The organism is Streptomyces sp. NPDC033178, assembly GCF_055577685.1.
Genome location: NZ_JBVIPT010000002.1, coordinates 239,919 through 256,533, shown reverse-complemented (window position 1 = coordinate 256,533; position 16,615 = coordinate 239,919). Strand labels below are relative to the sequence as shown.

At 70.3% G+C, this 16,615-nt stretch carries 12 protein-coding genes; 6 read left to right on the top strand and 6 right to left on the bottom strand.

Annotated features, from left to right (window positions below; genetic code table 11):
- Nucleotides 1-184: 184 nt before the first annotated feature.
- Entirely contained in the window at nucleotides 185-2,215 is a 2,031-nt protein-coding gene (locus ACZ5VQ_RS05100; RefSeq protein WP_469103737.1) for a thioredoxin domain-containing protein, read from the bottom strand.
- 183 nt (nucleotides 2,216-2,398) lie between these two features.
- Here ACZ5VQ_RS05100 and ACZ5VQ_RS05095 point away from each other — a divergent pair, with 183 nt between their 5' ends.
- From ACZ5VQ_RS05095 to ACZ5VQ_RS05080, 4 genes are all read left to right on the top strand, one after another.
- Entirely contained in the window at nucleotides 2,399-5,602 is a 3,204-nt protein-coding gene (locus tag ACZ5VQ_RS05095; protein WP_469103736.1) for a tetratricopeptide repeat protein, read from the top strand.
- 95 nt (nucleotides 5,603-5,697) lie between these two features.
- Nucleotides 5,698-8,649, top strand: a complete 2,952-nt coding sequence (locus tag ACZ5VQ_RS05090) for a serine/threonine-protein kinase (RefSeq protein WP_469103735.1) — start codon at nucleotides 5,698-5,700, stop codon at nucleotides 8,647-8,649.
- 5 nt (nucleotides 8,650-8,654) lie between these two features.
- Nucleotides 8,655-9,986, top strand: a complete 1,332-nt coding sequence (locus tag ACZ5VQ_RS05085; RefSeq protein ID WP_469103734.1) for a CHAT domain-containing protein — start codon at nucleotides 8,655-8,657, stop codon at nucleotides 9,984-9,986.
- A complete protein-coding gene (locus ACZ5VQ_RS05080) occupies nucleotides 9,983-10,975 on the top strand; it encodes a hypothetical protein (RefSeq protein WP_469103733.1) in 993 nt (330 codons plus the stop codon). The genes ACZ5VQ_RS05085 and ACZ5VQ_RS05080 overlap by 4 nt, the downstream gene beginning before the upstream one ends.
- Before the next feature lie 6 nt (nucleotides 10,976-10,981).
- Here ACZ5VQ_RS05080 and ACZ5VQ_RS05075 read toward each other — a convergent pair whose 3' ends face one another.
- Genes ACZ5VQ_RS05075 through mca form a run of 3 tightly spaced genes read right to left on the bottom strand, consistent with a single transcriptional unit; the run spans nucleotide 10,982 to nucleotide 13,322 of the window.
- Nucleotides 10,982-12,121, bottom strand: coding sequence for a Fic family protein (locus ACZ5VQ_RS05075; RefSeq protein WP_469103732.1), 1,140 nt, complete (start codon nucleotides 12,119-12,121; stop codon nucleotides 10,982-10,984).
- Between the two features lie 60 nt (nucleotides 12,122-12,181).
- Nucleotides 12,182-12,448: a hypothetical protein gene (locus tag ACZ5VQ_RS05070; RefSeq protein WP_469103731.1), complete on the bottom strand. Its 267-nt coding sequence runs from the start codon at nucleotides 12,446-12,448 to the stop codon at nucleotides 12,182-12,184.
- Entirely contained in the window at nucleotides 12,441-13,322 is an 882-nt protein-coding gene (gene mca, locus ACZ5VQ_RS05065) for a mycothiol conjugate amidase Mca (protein WP_362072067.1), read from the bottom strand. Before mca ends, ACZ5VQ_RS05070 begins: the two co-directional genes overlap by 8 nt.
- Before the next feature lie 124 nt (nucleotides 13,323-13,446).
- On the opposite strand from mca, the gene ACZ5VQ_RS05060 reads away from it, so the two are divergent.
- Nucleotides 13,447-13,839: a DUF4307 domain-containing protein gene (locus ACZ5VQ_RS05060; RefSeq protein WP_359729858.1), complete on the top strand. Its 393-nt coding sequence runs from the start codon at nucleotides 13,447-13,449 to the stop codon at nucleotides 13,837-13,839.
- Nucleotides 13,840-14,029: 190 nt separating this feature from the next.
- Entirely contained in the window at nucleotides 14,030-14,527 is a 498-nt protein-coding gene (gene greA, locus ACZ5VQ_RS05055; protein WP_307521834.1) for a transcription elongation factor GreA, read from the top strand.
- A gap of 179 nt (nucleotides 14,528-14,706) precedes the next feature.
- Here the strand turns inward: greA and ACZ5VQ_RS05050 are convergent, their stop codons facing one another.
- Nucleotides 14,707-15,564, bottom strand: a complete 858-nt coding sequence (locus ACZ5VQ_RS05050; protein WP_200396144.1) for an ABC transporter permease — start codon at nucleotides 15,562-15,564, stop codon at nucleotides 14,707-14,709.
- Nucleotides 15,561-16,571 (bottom strand): ATP-binding cassette domain-containing protein, encoded by a 1,011-nt coding sequence (locus ACZ5VQ_RS05045; protein ID WP_469103730.1) that lies wholly within the window; start codon nucleotides 16,569-16,571, stop codon nucleotides 15,561-15,563. The genes ACZ5VQ_RS05050 and ACZ5VQ_RS05045 overlap by 4 nt, the downstream gene beginning before the upstream one ends.
- Nucleotides 16,572-16,615 lie beyond the last annotated feature (44 nt).

Genomic DNA, 16,615 nt, shown 5'->3' with positions numbered 1-16,615 from the left:
TCCCCAAAACCCCCTGTCGCGACAGCGAGTCACTCCTGTCGCGTCCCGGTGGAGAGACTAAGGGGGTTCTGTGAAGTCCGGGAACTGTTCTGATAAATAACGTGTTTCGGAATGGTCGGTCTACTTGTGGGGCGTACCCGAACACATGCGCACATTAACCCCCGTGAGCAGGTGTTCTCGCCGCTCAGCGCCCCAGAGCCTCCTGGAGACGGTCGACATCGGTCGTCGGAGCGTCACATGTGAAGTTACGGCAGACATACGCCGTCGGTTCACCGCCCACAAGCAATCGTTCCGCGAGCAAAGGCAGTTCGTCACTGTCAGGAGCGCCCACGGCGACGACCGCGCCGGGCGCGGTGGCGAGGAGGGCGGCCCGGTGGAGCTCCTTGGTCGCCGGATCGTCGACCGGTCCCACGACTGCCACCTCACGCGGCCCGTCGAGCAGCGCCTCGGCCGTGGCGAGACCCCAGCCGATGAAGCGCGGGGCGCGCGGACCGAGCGCCTTGACGACGCCCAACGCCCGCTCCGCGGCGGCCCGGTGGGGGTCGGCTCCGGTCTGGGCGGCGTAGCTGAGCAAAGCACCGGCGGCCGCGCTCCAGCCGGAGGGCGTGGCGTTGTCGGTCGGATCCTGCGGGCGGCGGATGAGCTTCTCGGCGTCGGCGGCCGTGTCGTACAGCGTTCCTGACTCCTCGTCGGTGAACTGCACGAGGACGTGGTCGAGCAGGAAACCGGCGAATTCCAGCCAGACGCCCTCACCGGTCACCGAGGCGAGCGCGAGGAAGCCCTCCGAGACGTCCGCGTAGTCCTCCAGCACACCCGCGTTGGCGCCGACGCGACCGTCCTTGCTGGTGCGGGCGAGCCGGGCGTGCTCGTCCAGGTGGAGCCGGACGAGGAGGTCGGCGGCGCCGAGTGCCGCCTCGATCAGGTCGGGGCGGTCGAAGTACGCGCCGGTCTCGGCGAGGGCGGCGACGGCGAGACCGTTCCAGGCGGCGACGACCTTGTCGTCCCGGCCGGGGGCGGGGCGTTCGCCGCGCGCTTCGAGGAGCCGCGCACGGATGGAGGCGATCCGCTCCGCGTCGAACACGCCCTCGCTCTGCGGGAGCTGGAGGACGGAGGCCCCCTGCTCGAAGGTGCCCTCCTCGGTCACGCCGAAGTGGTCGGCGGCGAGTTCGGCGTCCCGCTCGCCAAGGACCTCGCGCAGCTGCGCAGGCGTCCAGACGTAGTACGCGCCCTCGACGTGCTTCCCGTTCCCGTCGTCGCTGTCGGCGTCGAGCGCGGAGGCGAACCCGCCCTCGTTCGTGCGGAGTTCACGGACCATGAAGTCGGCGGTCTCCAGGGCGACACGACGGGCGAGGTCGGACCCTGTGGCCCGCCACAGGTGCGCGTACACCCGGCACAGCAGGGCGTTGTCGTACAGCATCTTCTCGAAGTGGGGCACGACCCACTCGCGGTCGACGGAGTAGCGGGCGAAGCCGCCGGCGAGCTGGTCGTAGATGCCGCCGCGGGCCATCCGCTCGCAGGTGTCGGCGGCCATCTGCAGCGCGCCCTCGGCGCCGGTGCGGGCGTGGTGCCGCAGCAGGAACTCGATCGCCATCGACGGCGGGAACTTGGGCGCGCCGCCGAAGCCGCCGTGGCCCGCGTCGTAGTCCCGGGTGAGGCCGAGCAGTGCACCCGCGAGATCCTCCTCGCCGGGCACCTGGGTGTCACCGAACGCGATCTCCCGGCCCGCCAGGTCCCGCACGATCTTCTCGGCGACCTCCGTGACCTCGTCCCGCCGGTCGGTCCACGCGCTGTGCACGCCTTCGAGGACCTGCCGGAAGGACGGCATGCCCTGCCGGGGCGCGGGCGGGAAGTAGGTGCCGAAGTAGAACGGCTCGGCGTCGGGCGTGAGGAAGACCGTCATGGGCCAGCCGCCCTGCCCGGTCGCCGCCTGCACGGCCTCCATGTAGACGGCGTCGACGTCGGGCCGCTCCTCCCGGTCGACCTTGACGCTCACGAAGTGCGCGTTGAGGTAGTCGGCGGTCTCCTGGTCCTCGAACGACTCGTGCGCCATGACGTGGCACCAGTGACAGCTGCTGTACCCGACGCTCAGCAGCACGGGTTTGCCGCTCCTGCGTGCCTCCTCGAAGGCGTCGGCCGACCAGGGCCACCAGTCGACGGGGTTGTCGGCGTGCTGGAGGAGGTAGGGGGACGTCTCATGGGCCAGTCGGTTCGGCATGGGGTCCATCCTGCCGCAGTACCCGGTGGGCAATGCGGATCACCCGTGCGCGCCGGGGGTAGGTGATGGGTCCGACGCATTCCGGATGGGCGTGGACATGACAGAGGCTGCGTCTCTCGCCTTCCCCGCCCATCCGCAGGACACTTGACCAAGAAAGCCGTTACCGGCGGAGGGGGACGCGATATGCGGGACAGCCATCGGGCGGAGGCCGAACGGCTGTTGGTGCGGGCCGTGGAGGAGGAGGTCCGGCGTTCGGGCGGGCGGGCCGACGGGGGCGCGCTGCTGTCGCGGGCAAGGTCCTCTCTCGACACCATGGCCCAGACCGCCACGGAGGAGTACGAGGCATTCACCTCGGCGCTGGACGAGGCGGAGGCGGGCCGGCTCACCTTCGGCCAGCGGTACGCCCGCGAGGGCGCCGGAACTCCCCTGCTGGTGGCCGCGGTTGCCGCGCTCGCGGCCGTCGTCGCGGACCTGGCGCTCGGCATCGGCACGGGCACGGCGGTGGCCGCCGGCGCGGTCGTCGGCGTCGCGGGCGCCGCGGCCACGGTGGCGAAGGTGACGGCCTCCCATCTGCCGGCCGCGAGCCGCCGGGCGGGGGCCCTCGGCCAGCCCGGCGGCCCGGAACAGCTGCGCCTGGCATGGCTGACCGCCCTGGAGGTGCGCGGTATCCGGCCGTTCTTCGACCAGCAGCGCGTCCTCATCGCGTCCACCGGCGCGAAGAAGGGGGCGCCCCAGCTTCGGCGTACGGACAAGAGCGCGGCGGCCCGCAGACGGAGTGTCCTGGAGCAGTCGTTCGGCCAACTTCCCGAGCCGGTCGGGCCGTTCGCGGGCCGTCGCCAGGAGCTGTTGCGCGTCGCGCAGTGGGTGCACGCGGCCCGTGCGAGCACGGAGACCAAACCGACGGTGGTCGTGCTGTACGGCGCGCCCGGCTCCGGCCGCAGCACCCTCGCCGTCCGGGCGGCGCACGAGCTGAAGGACCAGTTCCGCGGCGCGTGCGTGGTGGACCTGCGCGGCGACAGCCCCGAGGAGTCGCCGCTGACGACCCGCGACGCGCTGCTGCACCTGCTCAACCGGCTCGGCGCGCCCCGCGAGCAGCTGCTGTTCCGTGAGCGTTCCTCGCAGGATCAGCAGGTCAGGCGGCTGTCCGAGCTCTACCACAAGCATCTGACCGGCCTCCCGGTGACGATCGTGCTCAATGACGCGAGCGATGTGGAGCAGGTGCGCACGCTCGTGCCCGAGCGCTCCGACAGCCTCGTCGTGGTCACCGCCCGCAAACCCCTCGACCTGCCCGCCGACCTCCCCGCCTGGGTGCACCAGCTGGCGGTCGAGCCGCTGACCGCGCCCGGCGCCGAGGAGCTCCTGAAGGCGGCGGCACAGGACAGTTCGGCCCCGTACGACGCCGAATCGACCGACCTGGTACGGGAGTTGTGCGGCGGCCTCCCGCTGGCGCTGCGCGTCGCGGGCTCGTCCCTCGGCCCGCGTACGCCGAGCCGGCTCGCCACCGACCTCGCGGCGTACGGCCCGGTCGAGCCGGTCGAGCGGGTGCTGTGGCTGCGCTACACCGACCAGTCGGACACGGCACGGCGGCTGCTGCGACGGCTCGCGCTGGCGGGCCGCGCCTCGCTGGGCGCGGCCGCGGCGGCCGCCCTGCTCGCGACGGACGAACCGGAGGCGACCCGCCACCTGGAGGCCCTGTCCCGCGCGGGCCTCATCGACCACGTCCGCGGCAGCCGCTACCGCCTGCACGACCTCGTACGCGCCTTCGCACAGGCCCGCCTCCTCGACGAGGAGGAGCCGTCCGAGCGCACGGCCGCGCAGGAACGTCTCATCGCGAACTACGCCGAACTCGCGGACTCGGTGATCCGCCTGGTCGACGGCAAGACGTCCACCCGCGCCGACCAGTTCGGCCCGCACGGCTTCACCTCGCTGGACGCGGCGCTGCGCTGGCTGGACGACGAGTCGAGCTTCATCACGGCGGCCCTGCGGCACGCGGAGGGCGTCAACCAGGCGACTGTGCTCAACCTCCTGGGCGCGCTGTGCGACTACTGCCTGCTGCGCGGCGACCTCTACCGCCTGGGCGAGATCAGCGAGTTGACGCAGGCCGTCGACCAGGGGCTGCTGGTGCGCTCGGTCCAGTGGCGTACGGGCATCGCGGCCCGCCAGCTCGGCGAGCTGGACAAGGCGCGTACGCAACTGGCCTCCGTGGTGGACCTCTACTTCGAGGCGCACCACGACGCGGGCGCCGCACGGGCGCTCTGCTCGCTCGGGATCACCCTCCATCACCAGGGCAATCTCACGGAGGCGGCGGCGAAGCTCCAGGAGGCCATGGACCTCCAGGCCTCCCCCGACCTCTCGGCGGACCGCGCCTGGACGATGCACGCGCTGGCGGCCGTGGAACGGGACCGCGCGAGACTGCGCGAGGCGCTCGACCTCCTGACCCAGGCCCTGGTCCTGCACCGCGAGGGCGAGTCCGTACACGGCGAGGCGTGGGCCCACTTCCAGCTCGGCCAGCTGGGTCTGCGCATGGGAGACGTACCGCGCGCCGAGTCCGAGCTCCGCGAGGCCCTCGACCTCTACGGCCGCACGCGCGACGCCCGCGGCGAGGCCTGGGCCCTCACCCAGCTCGCCCGGGCCCGCCTGGTCGACGGCGACCCGTCCTCCGCGGTGGACGGCCTGCGCCAGGCGGCCTCCCGCCACCGCGACAACGAGGACTCACGGGGCGAGGCATGGACGGTCTACTACCTCGGCCAGGCCCTGGAGGAGACCGGCAACCTCGACCAGGCGGTCCGTGAACTGGAACGCTCGCGGACGATGTTCTCCCGCATCCGAGACGTGTACGGACTCGCCTGCGCCCGTCACCACTCGGCCCGGGTGACCCGCGACCAGCGTGCGGCCCAGACGGGCTCGCTCCGGAACTCGGGCTTCGCCCGCCAGCTCCTGGTCGACGCGCGGGCCGACTTCCAGCGGATCGGCGTCGCCCACGGCGAGGCCTGGACCTGCCTGGAACTGGCGGTGGTCGACGCCGGCAACGCCCGCACCCAGCCGGCCCTCGCCCTCTGCGACGAGGCCGCGTCCCTCTTCGCCTCCTACGGCGACCGCCGCGGCGAGGACTGGGCCCGCTTCCTGCGCTGCACGCTCCTCCCGTACGCCTCCCCGGGCGGCGTGGAGGTCGGCACGGCGGTGGCCCAGGAAGAACTGACCCAGCTCGCCCGCACCAGCCACCCGACCCGCGACGGAAAGCTGGACGACTACATCGAGGCGTACCAGCTCCTCCTGGAACGGGGCGCCGACCTGGAGGCCGGCTGGCAGGCCTGGAGGCTCGGCATGGTCCCGAACCGGCATGCGCGGGAGGTGATGGGGGTGGCGGTTTCGGCCGGGCTGGGGTGAGAAGAGCACGTTCCGCCGACGGTGCTGCGGTCAACCTGGGATGGTGGGGCCGTCGATGACAAGTGCCGTACGGACTCTGCTGGTTGGGGGAAGCGATGGACGACGTACTGCGCAGGCCGACGCCCCCGCCGAAGGACCCGGTGCCGTTCCTGGGGCGGGACGCGGAGGTCGGCGAGCTCGCCCAGGAGATGGTGAACAGGGAACAAGGCCGCTTCCGGGTGTGGAAAGAGAGTTCGGAGAGCTATACAAGGCTTGCGAACGTGTCGTTCGTGGTCCTGCACGGACCGCCCGGCGTCGGCAAGTCGGCGCTGGCGGCGGCGTTGGCCCGGCGTCGCTCGGACCGGCGGACGCACTGGGTGTCGATGGACGAGAACGCCGACTCCGTCGATGTGGACGCGCTGCTCCTGCGGCTACTGGCCGAGTCGGCCGCTCCGCGCCACAGCATGCTCACGGCGGCCCTGGAGGCGTTGAAGGAGCCCTACGCCGACCGGTCGTCGCTCGCCCGGGCCGTGCAGGATCAGGACACCTATTGGAATTGGAGCGACATCCTGGTCGTGCTCGACGGTGCTCCCCCCGAGGTGTGCCTACCTCTGCTGGACAGGCTCCTCCGCATGAACGCCGGCGTGATCGTCACCTCCCGGCAGGAGACGTGCTGGCGCGACACGAAGGCCCATCTGCACGAGGTCAAGCCGTTCGGCGCACGCCAGTCCGTCCCGCTCGCCAGGGAAGTCGCCGCGGCCCGCGCACCCATGGACCTCCGCATCGCCGGCCGTCGACGGGAGCTGGTGGCCGCCGCCCAGGGCCTGCCCGCCTGGCTGCGCGTCGCGGGCACCCTTCTGCACGAGGCGCCCGCACCGCGCCTTCCTGCCGAACCGAGCCAGGACGACCTGCTCACATTGGCTCTCGACCGCCTCGCTCCCGCGGAAAGGAACCTGCTGGAAGGGCTCGCGCTCTGCCCGGACGGAGAGTTCTCCCTCCGTGAGGTGGAGGCGCTGCTGCCCCGTCCCGAAAGGGCGCAGTCCGAGGACGCTCCGCCCGGAGCGCGGGACGTACTGCCCGCGCTCCGGGCGCGTGAACTCGTCCACGAGGTCCGGGACGACGTCTTCGCGTTGTCGTTGTCCGTCGCGGAAGCGGTGCGGCGCCGCGTTCCGCCGGACCTGCTGGCATCGCTCACCGCACGCGCTGCCGCGGCCGTGACGCACACGGCCCGGAAGGATATCGAACACCTGGCGGCCGGGCTCACCGGAACACCCTTCACGGAGCGGGAGGGCGACCGGGGGGCGGAAAGCACCGGGCCACAGGCCGAGCCGGCCGTCGTCGTGGACAAGGTCCTCACTCTTCTCTCCGGTGACTCCGTTCCTCCGGAGGCCGTGCGAGGGATCGCGGATCCCCTGGCCTCGGTTCTCGCCGTCCACGGAGACGTCCACCGGCTCCTGGCCCTGCACCGGCTGACGGCCTCCGATCTGTCGGGGCCCTCCGTCGGCGTGCGCGGCGCCCTCGTCACCGTGGCCCGCGAGCTGGGCCTTCCGGCGCGGTCGGAGGAACTTCTCCACTCGGGGGCGGTCGACCAGGCCGAGTTCCAGGAAGCGGCTCTCGCATACGAGACCGGTCTGCTGACCAGCCGGCCGGCCGGGCCGTCGGGTGGGCTGTTGGGCGGAGACCAGCCGACGCCGTCCGACCTGGCCTGGCTGACGCTCCTCGACGGCGCGCGGCTGTGCGACCAGGGAAGACCGAGGGAAGCCGAGGAACGGCTCGTCGCGGCCCTCCACCAGCACACGGCCCTCGGCTGTCATCGTGGGCGTGGCTGGGCGCTGTGGCACCAGGCCCGCGCGAGCCTGTTGTCGAACCGCGAGGAGGAAGCCAGCCATCAGCTCGACCAGGCGAACGATTGCTTCCACCGGGTCGGGGACGTGCGCGGCGTCAACTGGGTGACCACCGAAAGGGTGCGCCTGCATGTGCTGCGGGGCGACACCCGGGCGGCGGCCGACGCGGCACGCGGCGCGCTGACCGGGCACAGCGTGTCGGAGGACGTACGGGGAACGGCCTGGGCATGCCACCATCTCGGGCTCGTACACATGAAGAACGGAACTCCCGACCTCGCCCGGGTGGTGCTGCTGAGCGCGCTGCGCCACTTCGAGACATGCGAGGACCGCCTGGGTGCAGCGTGGACCCGACACCGCCTGGCGCTGCTCGACGTGTCGCACCGGCCGGCGTCGCGCGGCTTGCCCGTGGACAGCTTCGTTTTCGCGAGCATCGCGGACGAGTTCGAGCCTCTCGGCTGCCTTCAGGGACGCGCCTGGTCGCTGCTGGAGGCGGGTGCGCGCAGCCAGAGTCCCGAGGTCCGGTCCGACCACCTGCGCACGGCTCAGGAACTGTTCCACGAGCTCGACGACCGGGGTGGCGCCCTGTGGGTGGAGACGGTCCGCCTGGCGCGCGAACAGGGCACCGGGCCCGCGTACGGCGTACCGCTGCTGCCCCTCGACACCCACGGGTACGCGCAGGTCCTTGCGGACCAGGAGGAGTTCTGGAGGAAGACGTCTGCGGCCGGCGACCACTTCGTGCCCTTCGGCGCCCGCGACCTGGTGGCCGTGCCCGGTCGCGTCGCGGAGAGGACGTACTCACCGTCCGACCTGGAGACACCGCTCCGCTCCTCCGCCCCTGTCTGCCGCGTCCGCCTGACCCTTCTCGACGAGGCCCCGGGCGCCGGCACGAGCGCCCGGCTCCTGCTGCGCGTGGTTCCTGAGGAGGGGCATGTCTGGGCCTCGGCACCGGAGGGACCACCGTGGCTCTCCGCCGTCGCCGTCCCGCTGACCCGCGCCTCCGTTGAGCCTGCCACGGCTCTTCTGCGCCCCTCCGAACAGTCGGCGCACGGCGCCGCGTTCAGCTTCACCGCGCACCGGCCCGGTCTCCATCGCATCCGGTTCACGATCACACTGGAAGGTGCCGGCGCGGTCCTCCAGCAGGTGGAGACAGAGATCGACATCCTCGACACTGACCAGCCGGGCGGCCACGCCGCTCCGCACGCCAGCACGTTGCGGGGGCGGTAGCACGAATGAGCAGGGAACTTCCCGTCCGCGTCGTCCAGGACCCCAGCCGCGGATTCACCGACCTGCCCGACCTGGTGACCCGTGAACCCGATCTGACTCTCTGCCTCGACATCGTGTCCGGGGACCGGATCAGAGCGCGGCTGTTCGGAAACGCCGTGCCCGCCCTGCACGGCACCGTGCATCGCGCGGATCTCCATGTGAGCGTCGCGGAGGTGAGAGCTGCCGCCGCCCGCGTGAGCCGTCTCTGGAAAGAACTCCTGGTGGACTTCGGGCCGTTGGCGGAGGACGGGAGGCCCGCCCCGGACGAACCGGAACGTCCGTACGCGTCCCTCGTGGACCTGCGCGGACGCCCGCCGGGCGAGTTGTACACCATCCTGGACCAACTGGCGCTCACTGGCTCCGAGTTGCTCTTCGACACGCTGCTCGGCGGAACGGATCCGCGCGTGGAGCTGTTCGGCAGCTACCTCGCCGATGCGCTGGCCGCGTACGAAGGGCTGCGCGTCCGCTTCGACTCGGAGCTGTATCTGCCGTGGACCATGGTGTGCCTGCGCCCCGAGGACTTACCGGTACCGGCGGATGCCCAGGACGCCGCCGGGCTCTTTCCCCGCTTCCTCGGCCACCGCCACCAGATCGAGCAGACCGGAGGCGCCTACCCGTGGATGGGCGGGCTGCGCGACGCACCGGTCGTTCCGTCGGTCAGTCTCAACCACGATGTCCGCGTCGACCGCAAGGGTCGCACCAGGGCCGCGGAAGTGGCCGAGCTGCTCGCCAAGGACACCCACTTCGCGGAACGCACCACCCGCACCGCCCTGTTGAACGCGTTGGCGAACCGCGAGTTGTGCGAGCATCTGATGTACTTCTGGTGCCATGGCCACTTCATCCCCAACGGCTCCCAACCCGCCTGCCTGACCGTCAAGTTGACCGATGAGACCGCGATCGACGCGCGCGCGGTACGCGAGCGTCGGCGCCGCTTCGGCGACAGCAGCCCGTTTCAGCCGTTCGTCCTGCTGAACGCCTGCCACGCGGGCGTCCCGGACAGCGGGGGCGATCTCGCGTACCTTGGAGGTGAGCTGATCAAGGCGGGCGCACGGGGCGTCCTGGGCCCCCAGACAGAGATACCGCAGCGGTTCGCGGCCGAGTACGCGCTGGAGTTCCTCACTCGCTATCTCCACGGGGAACAGACCGCCGGGGCCATCGCCCACCAGGTCGCCCGCCACTTCGCGGATGAGCTGCACAACCCCCTGGGCTTCGCCTACACCCTGCACTACGGCATGGACACCCGCCTGGAGCGTGCGGTGGCGCCCGCCGCCGGCAGCGGCCAGGAGGTCGCCATATGAGCGGGCACGTCCAGACGGTGGACCTGGGCACCGACGGCTGGTTGCTCGAAGACACCGCGAACGGTCTTGAACCGGTCCCGGCCGACCGCCTCCGCGACCACTTCGCCGAGGAACTGACGCCTCCCGAGTGGGCCACGGATATGTTCGTCTACGTGCATGGCTGGCAGACCGACGCGGATTCGGCGCTGTCGGCAGTCCGACGGCTCATGGCCCTGACCGTGAGCCAGTACGAGGTGCGGAGCAAGCTGTATCCCCGGCTGGCGGAGGAACCCCGCTTCGCGCCGTGGACGGTGCTCATCCGCTGGCCCTCGCGTTCGTTCCCCTCCCTGGGCGGTTACCGGCGCATCCGCGACCGGGCACACGCCATGAGTACGGGCAACGGTCACGCGGCCCGCGTCATCGGCCGGTTGCTGGGCTACCTGGACGCCCACCGCGGAGACCCGTCAGCCGCACCGGTCCTCGCCAACCGCGAGGGTCAGTACCTGCACCTCGTCGGCCACTCCTTCGGATGCCGTTTCCTGTGCGAGGCGGTGCAGTGGGCGGCGGACGCCCCGGTCACCCTGGGCTGGAGCGCCCCGGAGCCGCCGGGCCGGCCCTTCACGGTCGACTCGATGCTGCTGTTGCAGATGGCGGCCCCGCGCGACGCCTTCGCCACGACCTTCACCGCGCTCGCCGAGGCACCGTTGCGGGGCCCGGTGGTGGCCACGTACTCCCAGTACGACCGTGCCACCGGCTTCTGGCACCTGCGAGCCGAGAAACGGGCCGGCGTCGGGTATGCGGGAATCGGGACGGCGCCCGCACCTGTCTCGTCGATCCGGATGCTTCCGGCCGACGAGGCGTACGGTCGCGACACTCTCGATCACCGCTTCGTCAGCGTCGACGCGAGCGGCGTCTTCACACGGGGGAACGGCCCCGCAGGCGCTCACTCCGACCATCTGCGCCCCGAGTCGGCGCACCTGCTCCTCTCTCTGGCGGAGCACTCCCGCTGAGAGGTGTCAGTCGTCGTAGGGGTCCACAAGGCGGATCGGCTGCCGGACACGCTCCAGTACGTCGGCGGGGAAGTCAGGGCCCGGCACGTAGTAGCGGGCCTTGGTGTTGCCGACGGATTCGAGGAGTCCCGCCTCGGACAACGCCCGGATGTCCCGAACGGCCTGCTGGTTACTGAGGTTCTCGGCACGCTGATAGCGGGCCCGACGCACGCGCCCGGCCAGGGCCGCGTCGTGAAGGGCGGTGACCTGACGTTCGTCGATGCCCTTGCGCTCGGCGTGGTCGGCGAGGTCGATCCATGCGCGGTTGGACCGGTCGATGCGGTGCTTCACCGACTGGGACTGCTGGTGGTAGGCAAGGAGGTTGAAGCGAATCCAGGGCGAGGTGTCCGCTTCGGGGTTCCAGTCGGGGCCGCCGACCCGCTTCAGGACCTTGTAGTACTCCCAGGTGTTGCCCGGCTTGCCCAGCCACGCCTCGATGGAGGAGAACTCCGGAGCCAGTAAGCCGCCCCGGGCGATCAGCAGCGTCTGCAGCGAGCGTGACATCCGACCGTTTCCGTCGGACCACGGGTGGATCTTGACCAGATTGAAGTGCGCCATGGCCGCCCGAACCAGGACATGAGTGTCGCGGTCACCCTCGTTGAGCCAGTTCACCAGCTCTTCCATGAGTCCGGGGAGGGCTTCGGCGTCCGGTGCGACGTACGCGGCGGACTCCGGGTCACCCGGTTCGTTGATCCAGACTCCGCGCCTGCGCCACTGACCGGCGAGCCGCGCCGGGTGGTGATGGCCCTGCAGCATCCAGTGCAAGCCATTGAGCAGAGACTTGGAGTAGGCGAAGTCGGGGGCGTCATGGAGCGACTGGATGTACGTCATGGCGTGCTGGTAGGCCAGCGTCTCCGCCTTGTTCTCCACCGAGGTGGCGACCTCCTCCTCTCCGTCGATCAGATCCTCGACGTCGGTGGAGTCGACCTTGTAGCCCTCGATGGTGTTGGACCCGGCGATGGCCTGGGCCGTCAGGGCCCTGCGCAGCCCTTCGGTCCACTTGGCCGGGGACTGCCGCACCTGGAGCCGCAGTCCGTCGCGCAGCGTGTCCACCTCGCCGAGAACCTGCCGGTCCTTCGGTGTGAGGGCAGGAGTCACATACAGCATGACTCCATGATACCCATTGGGTGTCATGGAGTCATGCTGTCGACTCAACCACCCAGGGCCTCACCCCTTGGCGGCCGAGGTCTTCCCCCCGGAGCCGGCCGGACCGGCCGGCTCCGGCTCGGAGGTGGCCGCCTTCGGGTCGGCCTCCTCCGTGAAGTCGACCCTTCCCAGCTGCCGGTTCATCGATTTCATCAGCCCCCACACGGCCAGGGCCATCACCGCGAAGACGATGAAGCCGAGGACACCGGGGGTGACCTTGTTCTCGTCGACCTCCTTGGCGAGGGGGACGAGGTGTGTCAGTGCCAGGCTTGCGCTCATGTCAGGCATTGTCGCGGATGCCCGCGAAGAGGTCGTCCTCGGGGAGGGAGGTATCGACGAGCGACTTCGCCAGCTCGTACTCCTCGGTCGGCCAGACCTCTCGCTGGAGGTCCATCGGGACCCGGAACCAGCCGCCGTCGGGGTCGATCTGCGTGGCGTGGGCGATGAGGGCCTTGTCACGGATCTCGTAGAAGTCGGCGCACGGGACGTGCGTCGTCAGGATCCGCTCGGTGCGCTCGAACTCGTCCCAGCGCTTCAGCCAGTCCCCGTACGGCGACTCCAGGCCGCGCTCCAGCATCGCGTTGTGCAGCGCCTCGGTGCGCGGGCGGTTGAAGCCCTGGTTGTAGTAGAGCTTCTGCGGCTGGAAGACCGGGCCGAACTCCGACTCCGGGTACTTCTCGGTGTCCGCAGCGCCCTCGAACGCCACCATCGAGATCTTGTGGGTCATGATGTGGTCCGGGTGCGGATACCCGCCGTTCTCGTCGTAGGTGGTGATCACCTGCGGACGGAAGGCGCGGATCCTGCGGACCAGCTCGCCGGCCGCCTTGTCGACGTCCTCCAGGGCGAAGCAGCCCTCGGGCAGCGGCGGCAGCGGGTCGCCCTCGGGCAGGCCCGAGTCCACGAAACCGAGCCACTCCTGCTTGACTCCGAGGATCTCGCGGGCCTCGTCCATCTCCTTCTTGCGTACCTCGTGGATGTGCTCCTCGACGTACTTGTCCCCCTGCAGCTTCGGATTGAGGATGGAGCCGCGCTCCCCGCCCGTGCAGGTCACGACCAGCACGTCCACCCCCTCGGACACGTACTTCGCCATGGTGGCCGCGCCCTTCGACGACTCGTCGTCGGGGTGGGCGTGGACGGCCATCAGTCGCAGCTGGTCAGTCAAGACTCAATCCTCGTAAGTCGGCGCCCGGTGTGAAACGGCGCGATCGGCGCTTCTATAGTGACCGAATCGGGGGGCGAATAATTCCGGGCCCGAACCCCGCCCGCTCCCCGCGGAGAGGACGATCATGAGTACGGTGCAGCTGCCCGAGGGCCGGTACGGCCGCTCCACGGACGGGCGCGCCGACCGCAGGCTCAGGATCATCGGTGCGGTGCTGGGGGCGGCCCTGCTCGCCCTGGTCGGCTACTTCGCCTACTACTACGTCGGCGGCAACAAGATCAGCGCCGAGATCATCACGTACGACCTCTCGGACACCTCGGTGAAGGTGCACCTGGAGGTCCGCAAGGACGCGGACGCGAGCGGCTACTGCACGATCCGCTCGCAGGCCGAGAGCGGCGCCGAGGTGGGCCGCGCGGACTTCCGCTTCGACCAGGACTCCACCCGCATCGACAAGGTCGTCACCCTGCGCACCACGGCCCCCGGCACGACCGCGGAGCTCCTCGGCTGCCACGCGGACTGAGTCCTGTCGCGCGGCTGACGGATGTCACCCTGGACAACTAGCCGCTGACCTGCGTTGACGTATGTCTGATGGCTTATGTCCTCCCCCTTTGGGCCGTGAATTGTTAGGCTCGTGGTTTCGCCCACCTGTGAAGGAACATTCTTCTGGGTAGGGCGATGCTTTGTATTCCCAGTACCTACGAGGAGCACCTGTGACCCAGACCAGCGAGAACGTCACCTGGCTGACCCAGGAGGCGTACAACCAGCTCAAGGCCGAGCTGGATCACCTGTCTGGTCCTGCGCGCACGGAGATCGCCGCCAAGATCGCGGCTGCGCGCGAGGAGGGCGATCTGCGCGAGAACGGCGGGTACCACGCGGCCAAGGAGGAGCAGGGCAAGCAGGAGCTCCGTGTGCGCCAGCTGACCCAGCTCCTGGAGAACGCCAAGGTCGGCGAGGCCCCGGCGGCCGACGGCGCGGTCGCGCCCGGCATGGTCGTGACCATCGCCTTCGACGGCGACAAGGACGACACGCTCACGTTCCTGCTCGCCTCGCGTGAGTACGCGAGCGCGAGCATCGAGACATACTCGCCGCAGTCCCCGCTGGGCTCCGGTGTGAACGGCAAGAAGATCGGCCAGGACGCCGAGTACGAACTGCCGAACGGCAAGCTGGCCTCGGTGACGATCCTGGAGGCCAAGCCGTACGCCGCGTAGTTCCTCCCGCGTCACGTCGCGCACTGGCTGCGCCTCGCGACCCGTCCAGCGCGTCGCCCCTGGTGAAGCCCCCGGTGCCCATGCTCCGGGGGCTTCACCATGTCCCGGGCGGACCGGGACCGAGTCCCGGCCGCGACCGCACCTCAAGCAGTCGCCCTGCCTCGGGCCGCCGCTCTGCCTCAGGCCGCCGCAGAGCGGTACTTCCGCACCGCCAGCGTCCGGAAGATGACGACGATCAGGACCGAGTAGATGAGCGAGGCCCAGACCGGGTGCTGCATGGGCCAGGCGCCGGACGTGGACAGACCGGGGTCGCCGAAGAGACTGCGGCACGCCTGAACGGTCGCGCTGAACGGGTTCCAGTCGGCGATATGGCGCAGCCAGGGCGTCATCTTGCTGGAGTCCACGAACGCGTTGGACAGGAACGTCACCGGAAAGAGCCAGATCAGACCACCCGAGGTCGCCGCCTCAGGGGTGCGCACGGACAGTCCGATCAAGGCGCCGATCCAGGTGAACGCGTACCCGAGCAGCAGAAGCAGGCCGAAGCCGCCCATGATCTTCCCGAAGTTGGTCGGCTCCATGGAGCCGGGACGCCAGCCCACGAGCAGCGCGACCATCGCGAGGACGAGCAGCGTCAGGGCCGTCTGGACGAGGTCCGCGACGGTGCGGCCGGTCAGTACCGCACCACGCGCCATGGGCAGCGAGCGGAACCGGTCGATGAGGCCCTTGTGCATGTCGTCCGCGATGCCCGCCCCGGCGCCCGCGGTGGCGAAGGTGACGGTCTGCGCGAAGATGCCGGCCATCAGGAAGTTCTTGTAGACATCCGGATTGGTGGTGTCCCCGATCTGCATCGAGCCGCCGAAGACGTACGTGAACAGCACCACGAACATCACTGGCTGGATCAGCCCGAACAGGATCATCTCGGGGATCCGGGTCATCCGGATCAGGTTCCGCTTGGCCACGACCAGGGAGTCCCGGACGGACTGGCCGAACGAGCCTCCCGGGGCAGCGGTCCGCACGGCGTCGGTGACGGCGCTCACTTGGCGGTCTCCTTCGTGTTCTTGCGGACCTTGGCGTCCTCGTCCGTGCCGTTCTCCTGGTCCTCCGCCTCGGCGTGGTGCCCCGTCAGCGAGAGGAAGACGTCGTCGAGGGTGGGACGGCGCAGACCGATGTCGTCGATCTCGATACCGCGGGTGTCCAGCTCGCGGATGACCTCCGCGAGGAGCTTCGCGCCACCGGTGACGGGGACGGTCAGCTTGCGGGTGTGCTGCTCGACGGTGGTGTCGCCCTTGCCGAAGCCGCGCAGCACCTCGGACGCCGTCTCGATGTGCTCGCGCTCGTGCACGACGACCTCGACGCGCTCGCCGCCGGTGCGGGCCTTGAGCTGGTCGGCGGTTCCCCGGGCGATGACGCGGCCGTGGTCGACCACGGCGATCTCGTGCGCGAGGTGGTCCGCCTCTTCGAGGTACTGGGTGGTGAGCAGCAGTGTCGTGCCGCCCGAGACCAGGTCCTTGATGACCTCCCACAGCTGCTGGCGGTTGCGGGGGTCGAGGCCGGTCGTCGGCTCGTCCATGAACATGACCGGCGGCGAGACGACGAGCGCCGCCGCGAGGTCGAGCCGGCGGCGCATACCGCCGGAGTACGTCTTGGCGGGGCGGTCGGCGGCGTCGGTGAGGTGGAACTGCTCAAGCAGCTCGACCGCGCGGACCTTGGCCTGCTTCGACCGCATCTGGTAGAGCTGGCCGACCATGTGGAGGTTCTCGCGGCCCGTCAGGTATTCGTCGACCGCGGCGAACTGGCCGGACAGGCCGATCGAGCGCCGCACCTCGTTCGGCTGCTTCAGTACGTCGATGCCCGCGACGACGGCCTTGCCGCTGTCGGGCCGGAGCAGGGTGGTGAGGCAGCGGACCGTGGTGGTCTTTCCCGCGCCGTTCGGCCCGAGCAGGCCGAGGACGGTGCCCTCCGGGACATCGAGATCGACGCCGTCCAGAGCCCTTACGTCGCCGAAGGTCTTCACCAGGCCTTCGGCGTAGATGGCGCCTGGCATATGAGTCTCCGAAAAGTGGTTGGGGATCCTGCGGAAAGAGGCTA

What these genes read in the sequence shown, in the direction of transcription:
- ACZ5VQ_RS05100 (WP_469103737.1), bottom strand. Translation starts at nt 2,215, where the DNA reads ATGCCGAACCGACTGGCCCATGAGACGTCCCCCTACCTCCTCCAGCAC.
- ACZ5VQ_RS05095 (WP_469103736.1), top strand. Translation starts at nt 2,399, where the DNA reads ATGCGGGACAGCCATCGGGCGGAGGCCGAACGGCTGTTGGTGCGGGCC.
- ACZ5VQ_RS05090 (WP_469103735.1), top strand. Translation starts at nt 5,698, where the DNA reads ATGGACGACGTACTGCGCAGGCCGACGCCCCCGCCGAAGGACCCGGTG.
- ACZ5VQ_RS05085 (WP_469103734.1), top strand. Translation starts at nt 8,655, where the DNA reads ATGAGCAGGGAACTTCCCGTCCGCGTCGTCCAGGACCCCAGCCGCGGA.
- ACZ5VQ_RS05080 (WP_469103733.1), top strand. Translation starts at nt 9,983, where the DNA reads ATGAGCGGGCACGTCCAGACGGTGGACCTGGGCACCGACGGCTGGTTG.
- ACZ5VQ_RS05075 (WP_469103732.1), bottom strand. Translation starts at nt 12,121, where the DNA reads ATGCTGTATGTGACTCCTGCCCTCACACCGAAGGACCGGCAGGTTCTC.
- ACZ5VQ_RS05070 (WP_469103731.1), bottom strand. Translation starts at nt 12,448, where the DNA reads ATGCCTGACATGAGCGCAAGCCTGGCACTGACACACCTCGTCCCCCTC.
- ACZ5VQ_RS05060 (WP_359729858.1), top strand. Translation starts at nt 13,447, where the DNA reads ATGAGTACGGTGCAGCTGCCCGAGGGCCGGTACGGCCGCTCCACGGAC.
- ACZ5VQ_RS05045 (WP_469103730.1), bottom strand. Translation starts at nt 16,571, where the DNA reads ATGCCAGGCGCCATCTACGCCGAAGGCCTGGTGAAGACCTTCGGCGAC.